Origin of the sequence: Erwinia wuhanensis, from assembly GCF_030484085.1 — a bacterium.
Classification (GTDB): domain Bacteria; phylum Pseudomonadota; class Gammaproteobacteria; order Enterobacterales; family Enterobacteriaceae; genus Erwinia; species Erwinia aeris.
Genome location: NZ_JAUJUH010000010.1, coordinates 115,322 through 127,330 on the forward strand (window position 1 = coordinate 115,322; position 12,009 = coordinate 127,330).

The window sequence follows — 12,009 nt, forward strand, 5'->3', positions numbered from 1 at the left end:
TCTATGCAACGAGGGATAGTCTGGATCGTCGATGACGATAGCTCCATCCGCTGGGTGCTTGAACGCGCGCTTACTGGAGCCGGTTTAAACTGCGCCACGTTTGACAGCGCGAGCGAGGTGCTGGACGCGCTTGCCACCAAAACTCCGGACGTTTTGCTTTCCGATATTCGTATGCCCGGCATGGACGGACTGGCGTTACTGAAACAAATTAAGCAACGTCATCCGATGCTGCCGGTAATTATTATGACCGCACACTCCGATCTGGATGCGGCCGTCAGCGCCTATCAGCAAGGCGCATTCGATTACCTGCCAAAACCCTTTGATATCGATGAAGCCGTGGCGTTAGTGGAACGCGCGATCAGCCACTATCAGGAGCAGCAGCAGCCGCGCAACCAGCCGGTCAGCGGCCCGACTACCGATATCATCGGCGAAGCGCCGGCGATGCAGGACGTGTTTCGTATTATCGGCCGCCTCTCGCGTTCTTCAATCAGCGTATTGATCAACGGCGAGTCGGGCACGGGCAAAGAGCTGGTGGCGCACGCGCTGCATCGCCACAGCCCGCGCGCGAAGGCGCCTTTTATCGCGCTGAACATGGCGGCTATCCCGAAAGATCTGATTGAGTCGGAGCTTTTCGGCCATGAGAAAGGCGCATTTACGGGCGCTAATCAAATCCGTCAGGGACGTTTCGAACAGGCCGACGGCGGCACGCTGTTTCTGGATGAAATTGGCGATATGCCGCTGGACGTGCAGACTCGCTTATTGCGCGTGCTGGCCGACGGCCAGTTTTATCGCGTCGGCGGCTATGCGCCGGTCAAAGTCGACGTCAGGATCATCGCCGCCACGCACCAGAACCTGGAGCTGCGGGTACAGGAAGGTAAATTCCGCGAGGATCTGTTTCACCGCCTGAACGTTATCCGCGTGCATCTGCCGCCGCTGCGGGAGCGTCGTGAGGATATCCCTCGTCTGGCGCGCTATTTCCTTCAGGTCGCGGCACGCGAGCTGGGCGTCGAGGCAAAAATTCTGCATCCCGAAACCGAAACGGCGCTGACCCGCCTGCACTGGTCAGGCAACGTGCGCCAGCTGGAAAATACCTGCCGCTGGCTGACGGTGATGGCCGCCGGCCAGGAAGTGCTGATCCAGGATTTGCCGCCGGAGCTGTTTGAAACCGCCACGCCGGACAATCCCGTGCAGTCACTGCCCGACAGCTGGGCGACGCTGCTGGCGCAGTGGGCCGATCGCGCGCTGCGTTCCGGTCATCAAAACTTGTTATCGGAAGCACAGCCAGAGATGGAGCGCACGCTGCTGACTACCGCGCTGCGTCATACACAAGGCCACAAGCAGGAAGCGGCGCGACTGTTGGGATGGGGGCGAAACACGCTGACCCGCAAGCTGAAAGAGCTGGGTATGGAGTAAAGCAGAAGAAGCATAAAAAAACGTCGATTCGCGCATTTTTTATGCTTTTGCGACTTTACACATCGGTATCAGTCAGTATCATTCTGAACCGTTATCGGGGAGGAAGATAATGCTGGAATCGTTAATTCATGTGGTGACGCACTACGCGCAGACGGGTGCCGCGCATCTGCCGCAAACGGCTATGGCCGCCGTGCTGTGCGCAGCGATGCTGAAATTTCCAGGCTGAGGCGCCAAAAATTTCAGCACTAAAAAGCCGGGAACGTTTTTGTTTCCGGCTTTTTTATGCTCGCCTCTTTTCAGATCACCCGCGAGAACTGCTGTAGGCGCGTTTGCTGGCGTAGATAGCGGTCAAAGCACATGCAGATATTCCTGACCAGCAGGCGCCCCTTAGAAGTGACCTGAAGGCCTTTCTCGCTGCGCTCCACCAGCCCGTCTGCAATCAGCGGCTCAAGCAGCGCCAGATCCTCCGCAAAATAGTCGGTAAAGGTGACGCCGTGCGAGGTAAAAGCGGCGAAATCCAGCGAGAAATTACACATCAGCGTTTTAATCACCTCGCGGCGCAGGATATCGTCGCCCGACAGCTCTACGCCGCGCCAGAGCGCCGTACCCTGCTTAGCCACGGCGTCATACCACTCTTTTAGCCCTTTCTGGTTTTGCGCATAGCCGCCGCCGATCATACTGATGGCGGAGACGCCCAGGCCCAGCAGATCGTTGTCTCCCTGCGTGGTATACCCCTGGAAGTTGCGATGCAGCTTGCCTTCCCGCTGGGCAACGGCCAGCTCGTCCTCCGGTCTGGCAAAGTGGTCCATACCGATAAACTGGTAGCCGGAGGCCATCAGCGCGGCAATGGACTGTTGCAGGATGGTCAGTTTCTGTTGGGGATCGGGCAGATCGGCCTCTTTAATTTTCCGCTGCGCGGCAAAGTGCGCGGGCATATGCGCATAATTGAAGACGCTAAGCCTGTCGGGGTTCAGCGCAATGACCTTTTGCAGGGTAAAGGCAAAGCTTTCCGGCGTCTGCTTCGGTAAGCCATAAATCAAATCGAGATTAACAGAGCTGAAGCCCACCCGCTTTGCCCGCTCGATAAGCGCGACGATAGTCTGCTCGTCCTGTACGCGGTTAACCTTTTCCTGCACCTCTTTATTGAAATCCTGCACGCCCATGCTTAGCCGGGTAAAACCTGCGGCAAAGAGATGATCGATCACGTCCGCTTCAATTTCTCGCGGATCGATTTCAATGGAAAGCTCCGCCTCGTCGCTGAAGGCAAAGTGCTGACGCAGCAGCGCCATCAGTGTGGAAATCTGCGCTTTACTGAGAAAAGTAGGCGTGCCGCCGCCCCAGTGCATCTGTGTCACGGTTCGGTTGCGGAAAAGCGCGGCGCGACTGGCGATTTCTACGGCTAAAGCTTCCAGATAGTCGTCAGCTTTATGCTGATGACGGGTAACGACTTTATTACAGCCGCAGAAGTAACAAAGGCGATGGCAGAAAGGAATATGAATATAAAGCGACAGCGGGCGATGGGGAGTACGCTGGCTGGCACGGATAAAATCGGCTTCGCGGTAAGCCTCGCTGAACTCCAGCGCGGTAGGATAAGAAGTGTAACGGGGACCCGAGATATTATATTTTTGCAGCAGGACGGGATCCCACTCAATTGTCTGCGTCACGATATTCTCTCCTGCATTGGCGTGTTGACCGTCGCGGAGGCGCTGTCGGCAGGACGGTCGGTCTGCGTAGCCGGGCTTTCAGCCGGGACAGACGCCGTAGTTTACCCAACATCCAGAGCAGGCAGCAGAACAGAATCAGCAGGTAAATTGATCCAGGCCAAATCATTGGCAGAGATACCTTATGCAGAAACGGCGCCCGTTGGCGCCGTCCTTTAAGTAAGTCCGAAAAGCATCGCCGGGATTAATTACCGCCTTTAAGCAGGCGATACATATCCTCTTCAGCTTCTTCATCTTCGACTTCGTCATCCAGCGCGATCCCCAGCTGTTCCATCAGCGTGTCGATGCGATCCAGCGTCTGGTCAAGCCACGCCTGCTCTTCTGCCTTCAGGGTGTCGCCATTTTCCAGCCGATCCAGCAGTGCATCCAGCCGTTCGTCGTTTTCGAGCTTCGCCAGCTCTTCTTCCGGCGTCAGACGGGGTTTCTTCTCTTCGGCTTTTTTCACCGGTTTAGCTTTTTTCGCGGGCTGCGCGGCAGCAGCGCCCAGCGCTACCGGCGTTTTACTGCCAATACGTGGATCTTTCTCTTTAGCGCTTTCGCCGTTTTTCTTTGTCGCCGCTACGGGGTTAGCGCGACTGCCGGAGGCGTGGCCGCGATGTTTCTTATCGCGTTTACGATCGCGCGCTTCCGTGTTGATTTCATCGCGCGTTTTACGCTTCGCTTTTGCCGCCGGTTTTTTCTGCGAATCGCGTACAGGTTGCTTCATGGTTTCTGCTCTCAGACTGTTTATCTTCAGTATAGAATTGCGGCGGAATCTAGCAGAAAGCAGACAAAGAAAAAAGGCGCCAGGTCACCCTGTCGCCTTTTTTCGCACCTTCCGCAGAAGGACTGACTAAGTCAGCATCCTTTTTGGCATCCAACTTCCCGGTTTTCCCTTGCCATGCCGTCCTCCGTGGACGCAGTCCTTTCCCTTCAGATGAGCCGTTCCCCGACACTTTCCTTCCCTGCTCAGTACCTTCCTGGCATCCCCCTGAGCGCTTCATCCTGAAGTGAGCCGTCCTGGCTCTGACAACAAATGTAGACTATATGGAGAAACTCACAAGGTAAGTTACGAAAAAATTTATTAATGTTTGGCCTTAAAATAATAAGATATTGATTTTAAATAACTTAATTTTTAAAAGCTGGAAAGAAAAGGTAAAGTTCTGGCAAAAAGTATAGCCAATCTCTTACAAAGCCACCGCCGCGCCGCGTGCGACTGGGCGCTTTTAATCCATACAGGGTATACTCTGCGCAATTGTTCTTATTATCTGGAGTTTCTAACTTGTCTGGCTGGAATTATAACCTTACCCACTTTGTCACCAGCGCGCCCGACATCCGCCACCTTCCAGCCGATATCGGTATTGAAGTGGCGTTTGCAGGACGCTCTAATGCCGGCAAATCCAGCGCGTTGAATACGCTAACTAATCAGAAGAGCCTGGCCCGTACCAGTAAGACGCCCGGCCGCACCCAGCTGATTAACCTGTTTCAGGTCACCGAAGGCTATCGCCTGGTGGATTTGCCTGGCTATGGCTATGCCGAAGTGCCGGAAGAGATGAAGTTAAAATGGCAGCGTTCGCTGGCAGAATATCTTCAGATGCGTCAGTGTCTGAAAGGGCTGGTTGTGCTGATGGATATCCGTCATCCGCTGAAGGATCTGGATCGGCAGATGATTGAATGGGCGGTACAGAGCGGCATTCAGGTGCTGGTGCTGCTGACCAAGGCGGACAAGCTGGCTTCCGGCGCGCGTAAAGCGCAGTTAAATCTGGTACGCGAAGCCGCTAAAGGGTTCGTCGGCGATGTACAGGTTGAAGCTTTCTCTTCGCTTAAGAAATTGGGCGTCGATAAATTGCGCCTGAAACTGGACAGCTGGTTCAGTGAAATTCCACCAGCGACGGAAGAAACGTTACCAGAAGCCTGATATCCGGCTGAACGACGCCCAATAAAAAACGCCCCAGTCATAACGACTGGGGCGGCTAATATTCAGCCAAATCCGGTTACGTGAAGTAAACGGTTTGAAAGATAGAACATCTTACCTCTGTACCCTACATCTTCAACTCTACATGATTTTTTCAGGCCTCAAAAGGATTTTTTACCGCCCCGTTTCACAAAATTCCCTTTTTTATCGAATACACTTCACAGAAAAATAGTTTTCAGGTAGCGAAGGCGCAAAAAAAATGTTTGAGCGATAACAGGTTAACGCTGACGTTATGCGCGGTGTTATCGCTTATAAGCGCTCATTAATTGACAGGCTAAAGCGCTTTCCGGCATCACATTGATAAAGCCGGGCCTTAGCCCGGCCTCAGCTTAATGCGCTTCGTCCCAGTTATGCCCTACGCCCACATCGACACGCAGCGGCACGTCCAGCTGCATACTGTTTTCCATCAGCTCGCGGATTTTCACCGTTGCCGCTTCGATTTCCGACGTTTTCACCTCAAATACCAGTTCATCGTGAACCTGCATGATCATCTTCACATCAGGATTAGCCTGCGGCGTCAGCCAGCCGTCGACGGCAATCATAGCCTTTTTGATGATATCGGCAGCCGTGCCCTGCATTGGCGCGTTGATTGCTGCCCGCTCGGCCGCTTTGCGACGCATCGCGTTGCTGGCTTTAATGTCCGGCAGATAAAGACGACGACCATCCAGCGTAGAGACATAGCCTTTTTCCGCCGCCTGCTGGCGCGTGCTTTCCATATATTCCAGCACGCCAGGATAGCGTTCAAAATAGAGATCCATGTATTTTCTGGCTTCGCCCGCGCCGATATTAAGCTGACGCGACAAACCAAAAGCGCTCATGCCGTAAATCAGGCCAAAGTTGATAGCCTTTGCGCTGCGACGCTGCTCGCCCGTCACCTTATCCAGCGCCATGCCAAACACTTCCGCCGCCGTGGCACGGTGAATGTCTTCTCCTGCCGAGAAGGCGCTCAGTAACCCTTTGTCCTGAGAAAGGTGCGCCATAATACGCAGCTCGATTTGCGAGTAGTCCGCCGCCAGGATCTGATGGCCCTCAGAAGCGATAAAGGCCTGGCGGATACGACGTCCTTCCTCATTGCGTACCGGAATGTTCTGCAGATTAGGATCGGTAGAAGAAAGGCGTCCCGTGGCCGTCACCGCCTGATGATAAGAAGTGTGCACGCGGCCGGTCAGCGGATTAATCATTACCGGCAGTTTGTCGGTGTAGGTTGATTTCAGCTTGGAAAGGCCACGGTGCTCCAGAATAACTTTTGGCAGCGGATAGTCCAGCGCCAGTTCGGCCAGCACTTCCTCGCTGGTGGACGGCGCGCCGCCGGGCGTTTTCTTGGTTGGCTTAATACCCTGTTTTTCAAACAGAATAGTTTGCAGCTGTTTAGTAGAGGAAAGATTAAAGGGCTCACCCGCCAGCTCGTGCGCTTTCTGCTCCAGCTCTGCCAGACGCGTGGTCAGCTCCTGAGAATGTTTGGCAAGGATAGCCTGGTCAATCAGCACGCCGTTACGTTCAATACGGGAGATCACCGTCACCAGCGGCATTTCGATATTTTCGAAAACCTCTTTTGGCCCCTGCTCTTTTTCCAGCTCCGGCCACATTTTCAGGTGCAGCTGTAGCGTTACGTCCGCATCTTCCGCCGCATAGTGCGCCGCTTGCTCGAGGGCAATCTGATTAAACGTCAGCTGCTTTTTGCCTTTCCCGGCGATTTCCTCAAAGGTCACGGTTTTATGGTTCAGCCAGCGTGAAGCCAGCGTATCCATATCGTGACGGCCCACCACGCTGTTTAGCGCGTAGGATTCCAGCATGGTATCGAATTTAATACCGTGCAGTTCAATACCATAGTTGTTCAGCACGCCGCGATCGTATTTCAGGTTCTGACCAACTTTGAACAGTTTTTTATCTTCCAGCAGCGGTTTCAGGCGCGCCAGCACCTCTTTACGATCGAGCTGCAAAGGTGCGTCGAGGTAGTCGTGAGCAACCGGCAGGTAAGCGGCCTCACCCGGCGCCACAGCGAAAGCGATGCCGACGATATTGGCGCTCAACGTATCCAGCGAATCGGTTTCCAGGTCAAAAGCGAAAAGCTCGCTTGCCTGTAACTTTTGCAACCAGTCGGCAAAGGTCTCCTCGTCAAGGATAGTGACGTAGCCATCCGTCGCCAGAATGCTGGTCGCTTCAGGCTGCGGGCTTTCCGGCTGTTCCGCCAGGGTTTTCTGTGCAGCAGCGCCGCCCTTTTTCCCCTGTAGCCATTTACCCTCTTCCAGATCGGTGATCCAGCGTTTGAATTCATAGCGACGGAACAGCGTCAGCAGTTCTTCGACAGCAGGCTCGCTAACGATCAGCTCTTCACAGCCTGCATCGAGCGGCACATCAGTTTTGATGGTGGCCAGCTGGTAAGAAAGGAGAGCGACCTCCTTGTTTTGCTCCAGCTTAGCCGCCATGGTTTTGGCACCACGGAAGGAGAGATCGGCGACTTTATCCAGGTTCTCATAGATATCTTTAATACCGCCAAGTCCCTGTAACAGCGCCTGCGCCGTTTTCTCGCCTACGCCCGGCACGCCCGGAATATTGTCCGAAGCGTCGCCCATCAGCGCCAGAAAATCGATAATCAGCGAGGGTGGAATGCCGTATTTCTCCACCACCTCGTCCGGGCCAAGAATAGCGTTATTCATGGTGTTGATAAGGGTGATATTTGGCGTGACCAGCTGCGCCATATCTTTATCGCCGGTGCTGATTAAAACGGGTATGCCCTTTTTACCCGCCTCCAGCGCCAGGGTACCGATAACGTCATCGGCTTCCACGCCCGATACCGCTAATAACGGCAGTCCCATCGCCCTGACCATATTGTGCAGTGGCTCAATCTGCGCACGCAGATCGTCCGGCATAGGCGGCCGATGGGATTTGTAGTGCTCAAAAAGTTCATCACGAAACGTTTTGCCCTTGGCATCGAAAACGACCGCAACATGGCTGGGTTTATATTGCAGCAGCAGGCTGCGCAGCATATTCAGCACGCCGTACATAGCGCCGGTAGGGTCGCCGGCGCTGTTGGTCAGCGGAGGAAACGCATGATATGCGCGATACAGGTAGGACGAGCCATCTACCAGAATAAGCGGGTTTTCTGCAATTTGTGCCATAGGTTTGTCACATTCCGGGTTAAATTTCACTATAGGGTAAGGATGCCACAGCTATACCGGAAATATGAAATATCTCCGGGCGCCACGCCTTTGTTTTGCGGCCTGTTTCGCAAACGGTTCCTGTGGATAACTTTGTGCGTAAATTTCATAACATATTAATACAGCTGGCGTACCGGGCTATACCAATTATTTAAATCATTAATTTTCAACAACTTAAATATTTAACCGCTAAGGATCCTTGCCCAAAGGTAATTTGCATTAATGTGGATATAAATTAGCGGCTAAACGATCTGGTGGATCTTTAGCAAGAAAAAGCGATCGGAAGAATTTTGATCTGACGAGGAAATGAAGATGCGGTTTAACCGACACAGCGAGGTTGAAACCCTCGCTGCGTCAAAATATGGCTTACTTTTGGGTTAACAGGAATTTTACGACGTTAGCGTATTGCTGCGTGTAATTATCCATCGAGCTGGTATCCAGGCCACCGTTGTTAACCATATATTTACCGTTAACAAACATCGCCGGCACGCCGCGCAGATCGACATCAACCGCTGCTTTTTCCTGCTGGGCTACCAGCGATTTCACCACAAAGCTGTTCCAGGCCGCATCGTATTCTTCCGGCTTGATGCCGGCTGCCTTCACAAAGGCCGCTTTCAGGCTGGCCGGATCGGTGATGGTCTGGGTTTTCTGGATGCCTTCAAACAGCGGAGCAGTGACTTTATCTTCCACACCCAGCGCCATGGCAACGGCCCATGCCTGAGTCACCACTTTGCCCATTTCGCCGCCGAGGAATTCAACGTGATATTTAGTCACTTTAGTGCCGGCAGGCACGGCTTTTTTCACCGCGTCGCTAACGTGCCAGACGTGTTCGAATTCATAGCAGTGCGGGCAGAAGAAAGAGAAAAACTCCACAACCTGAGGCTCGCCGGTAACAGGTTTCTGTATCGTGACGTACTGCTGTCCATCGGTAAACTGGGCAGCAGAAGCGCTGAACGCCAGAAAAACACCAATCAGCGCGAATAAAATCTTTTTCATCTGGAAACTCTCTCCTAACAGCAAAAGAGGCTGACCGGAAAAGGCGATCAGCCCTGGAATGCAGGCATCAGCTGCAGCGGTGGCTCCTGCAACAGCCGGGTCTGCTCATTGAAAATAGCGATCTGTCTGCGCCAGAAATCTTCGTCCGTCATCCATGGAAAGCTGGCCGGAAACGCCGGATCTTCCCAGCGGCGCACAATCCACGCCAGATAATAAACCATCCTCATAGCGCGTAAAGGCTCAATCAGTGACAATTCGTGTGTGTCGAACTCGCAGAATTCACCGTAGGCTTCCAGCAGGATATCCCACTGAATACGCTGCTCCTGAAGATCGCCGTTAACCAGCATCCATAGATCCTGTACGGCAGGGCCATTACGAGCGTCGTCCAGATCCACAAACAGCGGGCCATCGCGCCACAGAATATTGCCGGGATGGCAATCGCCGTGCAGACGAAGCGGCTGCCACTGAGTATGCCAGCACTTTTGTAAAGTTGCGCTGAGCAGATCGACGCTTGCCAATAAATTCTGTTTCAGCTTAGCCGGGATCAACGTGCTGGATTCAAGCACCTGACGCGGTTCGTGGATATACTCTTCCAGACCAAAGGTCGGACGAGCATCAAAGGTTTTTTTACGTCCCGTCTGGTGAATACGTCCCAGAAAACGGCCAACCCATTCCAGATGGTCGTAGTTATCCGTTTCGTATTGCCGTCCTCCCAGGCTGGGGAAAACGGTAAATAAGTAGCCGTTATGTTGATGCAGCGTTTGCCCTTGCAGCGCAAGCGGCGCGGCTACGGGGACCTCATCAGCCAGCAGCTCGGCAGTAAACCGGTGTTCTTCTTCGATTTGCAGCGAAGACCAGCGCTGAGGGCGATAGAATTTCACCACGTAACGCTTTTTGTCCTCGTCGGAAAACTGATATACCCGATTTTCGTAGCTGTTCAGCGCGGTAAGCCCCGATTCAACGCGGATGCCCGTTTCCCAGAGCGCATCCAGGATCGTATCAGGATTAAGGTTTTGAAAGTTAAAGGCGGGTTCAGTCATCCGGCGTACTCATCGATAATCGTCATGCATTGAGGATACCATTAATCGCCCGTACGTCGGATGAACAGCGGCAGTTAATCTTTAATAACGCCGCGCGCGCGAAGCAGCGCCGTTTTGAAATCGTCTTCATAATCTTTTTGCAGGCCCGGGATAGCTTCGCTTTTGTCAGCATTGCGTAGTTTAAGATGATAAATCAGCACGTCATCGCTCAGGTCGGCCAGGGGCTGAGTAAATCCTGCCTCATCCGCCATTTTCTGCAAAAATTGCACTAAATTCAGGTCGGGTTCCTGTTGCCAGGCTGGCTGCAGCAGTGAAATTAACTCGTTAAGACGGTGACATTTCATAATAGGGTTCCTGTGAGATTCGGGTTCCGCTACGGTAGCAGGGTTAATCCCACAAAAAAAGAGGGTCTACAGCTTATGCGTTTTTGCGGTTCAGATACCGTTTCGATTACAGGCGTCATTCTTGCAGGCGGGCGCGGCAGCCGCATGGGCGGCGAAGATAAAGGGCTGGTGCTGTATCAGGGAAAACCGCTCTATCAGCACGTTCTGAGTCGCCTACGACCTCAGGTCAGCCGTGTGTGTATCAGCGCCAACCGTAATTTGTCTGTCTATCAGCAAACCGGCCTGTCGGTTATAACCGATACGCTGCCGGATTTTCCGGGGCCGTTAGCCGGTATGCTGGCAGCGCTGGAAAAAATCGAGACGGAATGGGTGGTTTTTGTCTCTTGTGACACCCCTTTACTGCCAGAAGATTTAGTTTCTCGCCTGTGGCAGGCTAAACGGGATGCACCTGTGGTTTGGGCTAAATCTGACGGACGCGATCATCCCACTCTGGCATTAATGCATGTCAGTTTAATTGAGCAGCTGAAAAGCTTTCTGACAAAGGGAGAACGGAAGGTGATGATTTTTCTCCAGCAGGCAGGCGGACACAGCGTGGATTTTAACGATTGTCCTGACGCGTTTAATAATATTAATCGTTATGAAGCTCTTATTGCAGGAGAACGCGGATGATCCCCCTTTTAGCCATCGCGGCCTGGAGCGGGACAGGCAAAACGACGCTGTTAAAGCAGGTTATTGCCATTTTAAAACAGCGAGGGATCCGTACAGGCCTGATCAAGCATACCCATCATAATATGGATATCGATACGCCCGGCAAGGATAGCTATGAATTACGTAAGGCAGGAGCCGATCAGGTGATGGTTTATAATCCGCAGCGTTGGGCATTGATTACCGAAACGCCTGAGCATAATGAGCCGGATCTTCGCTTTCTCACCAGCCGAATGAACACTTCTCTGACAGATATTATTTTAGTGGAAGGTTTTAAACATGAGCCGGTGCCCAAAATAGTGCTGTGGCGTGGAGGGAGCGAACAGCGTTTCAGCGAGCTGTTTGATGAACACGTTATTGCGGTTGCCGCAGATTCTGCTTTCTCTTTGCCTGTGCCCTTGCTGGATATTAATAATGCAATTATGGTTACAGACTTTATTTTAAACTGGTTAGAAGAACAGCAGTAAGTAGGGCATCACTGGCCCGCAGCCGGGCCGTAAAGGGAGATTCCGGGCCCCTGCGCGCTTTATCCGCTGCGGAGCCGCTTTTTCCCGGCCCACAAACGCAAAAAACCCCGACCGTGAGGTCGGGGCTGTTGCAATTTGATGCCTGGCAGTTCCCTACTCTCGCATGGGGAGGCCCCACACTACCATCGGCGCTACGGCGTTTCACTTCTGA

At 53.1% G+C, this 12,009-nt stretch carries 12 protein-coding genes; 5 read left to right on the forward strand and 7 right to left on the reverse strand.

All coding sequences use genetic code 11. The features are described 5' to 3' along the window. The first annotated feature begins 3 nt into the window (after window positions 1–3). Both glnG and QZH36_RS20450 read left to right on the forward strand, forming a co-directional pair. A complete protein-coding gene (glnG, locus tag QZH36_RS20445) occupies window positions 4–1,413 on the forward strand; it encodes a nitrogen regulation protein NR(I) (protein WP_253456931.1) in 1,410 nt (469 codons plus the stop codon). Window positions 1,414–1,522: 109 nt separating this feature from the next. After that, entirely contained in the window at window positions 1,523–1,639 is a 117-nt protein-coding gene (locus QZH36_RS20450; protein WP_148101258.1) for a YshB family small membrane protein, read from the forward strand. A 70-nt stretch (window positions 1,640–1,709) separates the two neighbouring features. Here the strand turns inward: QZH36_RS20450 and hemN are convergent, their stop codons facing one another. Next, a complete protein-coding gene (hemN, locus tag QZH36_RS20455; RefSeq protein WP_301731004.1) occupies window positions 1,710–3,080 on the reverse strand; it encodes an oxygen-independent coproporphyrinogen III oxidase in 1,371 nt (456 codons plus the stop codon). Between the two features lie 238 nt (window positions 3,081–3,318). Continuing rightward, window positions 3,319–3,840, reverse strand: a complete 522-nt coding sequence (yihI, locus tag QZH36_RS20460; protein WP_253456928.1) for a Der GTPase-activating protein YihI — start codon at window positions 3,838–3,840, stop codon at window positions 3,319–3,321. Between the two features lie 555 nt (window positions 3,841–4,395). On the opposite strand from yihI, the gene yihA reads away from it, so the two are divergent. Continuing rightward, on the forward strand, window positions 4,396–5,031 hold the full coding sequence (yihA, locus tag QZH36_RS20465; protein ID WP_253456926.1) for a ribosome biogenesis GTP-binding protein YihA/YsxC: 636 nt from the start codon (window positions 4,396–4,398) through the stop codon (window positions 5,029–5,031). A 62-nt stretch (window positions 5,032–5,093) separates the two neighbouring features. On the opposite strand, the gene spfP is transcribed toward yihA, so the two are convergent. From spfP to QZH36_RS20485, 5 genes are all read right to left on the reverse strand, one after another. Beyond that, complete coding sequence (gene spfP, locus QZH36_RS21500) at window positions 5,094–5,141, reverse strand: small protein SpfP (RefSeq protein ID WP_440135769.1); 48 nt, start codon at window positions 5,139–5,141, stop codon at window positions 5,094–5,096. Window positions 5,142–5,417: 276 nt separating this feature from the next. Then, a complete protein-coding gene (polA, locus tag QZH36_RS20470) occupies window positions 5,418–8,207 on the reverse strand; it encodes a DNA polymerase I (RefSeq protein ID WP_253456923.1) in 2,790 nt (929 codons plus the stop codon). A gap of 405 nt (window positions 8,208–8,612) precedes the next feature. After that, the gene (gene dsbA, locus QZH36_RS20475; protein ID WP_253456921.1) at window positions 8,613–9,242 is read right to left on the reverse strand and encodes a thiol:disulfide interchange protein DsbA; all 630 of its coding nucleotides are present in this window, start codon (window positions 9,240–9,242) and stop codon (window positions 8,613–8,615) included. A gap of 47 nt (window positions 9,243–9,289) precedes the next feature. Beyond that, a complete protein-coding gene (locus tag QZH36_RS20480; RefSeq protein WP_253456917.1) occupies window positions 9,290–10,282 on the reverse strand; it encodes a serine/threonine protein kinase in 993 nt (330 codons plus the stop codon). A 74-nt stretch (window positions 10,283–10,356) separates the two neighbouring features. After that, the gene (locus tag QZH36_RS20485; protein ID WP_125290661.1) at window positions 10,357–10,626 is read right to left on the reverse strand and encodes a YihD family protein; all 270 of its coding nucleotides are present in this window, start codon (window positions 10,624–10,626) and stop codon (window positions 10,357–10,359) included. A gap of 75 nt (window positions 10,627–10,701) precedes the next feature. Between QZH36_RS20485 and mobA the strand changes: the two genes are divergently transcribed. Together mobA and mobB are read left to right on the forward strand one after the other, a co-directional pair. Next, window positions 10,702–11,295 carry a molybdenum cofactor guanylyltransferase MobA gene (gene mobA, locus QZH36_RS20490; RefSeq protein WP_301730999.1) on the forward strand — a complete coding sequence of 198 codons (594 nt, stop codon included), beginning with the start codon at window positions 10,702–10,704 and terminating at the stop codon, window positions 11,293–11,295. Next, window positions 11,292–11,798 carry a molybdopterin-guanine dinucleotide biosynthesis protein MobB gene (gene mobB / locus QZH36_RS20495; RefSeq protein WP_301731001.1) on the forward strand — a complete coding sequence of 169 codons (507 nt, stop codon included), beginning with the start codon at window positions 11,292–11,294 and terminating at the stop codon, window positions 11,796–11,798. The genes mobA and mobB overlap by 4 nt, the downstream gene beginning before the upstream one ends. Window positions 11,799–12,009 lie beyond the last annotated feature (211 nt).

Excerpts from the sequence above, each read along its gene's own strand:
- QZH36_RS20450 (WP_148101258.1), top strand. The coding sequence starts at position 1,523 with ATGCTGGAATCGTTAATTCATGTGGTGACGCACTACGCGCAGACGGGT.
- mobB (WP_301731001.1), top strand. The coding sequence starts at position 11,292 with ATGATCCCCCTTTTAGCCATCGCGGCCTGGAGCGGGACAGGCAAAACG.
- yihI (WP_253456928.1), bottom strand. The coding sequence starts at position 3,840 with ATGAAGCAACCTGTACGCGATTCGCAGAAAAAACCGGCGGCAAAAGCG.
- QZH36_RS20485 (WP_125290661.1), bottom strand. The coding sequence starts at position 10,626 with ATGAAATGTCACCGTCTTAACGAGTTAATTTCACTGCTGCAGCCAGCC.
- glnG (WP_253456931.1), top strand. The coding sequence starts at position 4 with ATGCAACGAGGGATAGTCTGGATCGTCGATGACGATAGCTCCATCCGC.
- QZH36_RS20480 (WP_253456917.1), bottom strand. The coding sequence starts at position 10,282 with ATGACTGAACCCGCCTTTAACTTTCAAAACCTTAATCCTGATACGATC.
- dsbA (WP_253456921.1), bottom strand. The coding sequence starts at position 9,242 with ATGAAAAAGATTTTATTCGCGCTGATTGGTGTTTTTCTGGCGTTCAGC.
- polA (WP_253456923.1), bottom strand. The coding sequence starts at position 8,207 with ATGGCACAAATTGCAGAAAACCCGCTTATTCTGGTAGATGGCTCGTCC.
- mobA (WP_301730999.1), top strand. The coding sequence starts at position 10,702 with ATGCGTTTTTGCGGTTCAGATACCGTTTCGATTACAGGCGTCATTCTT.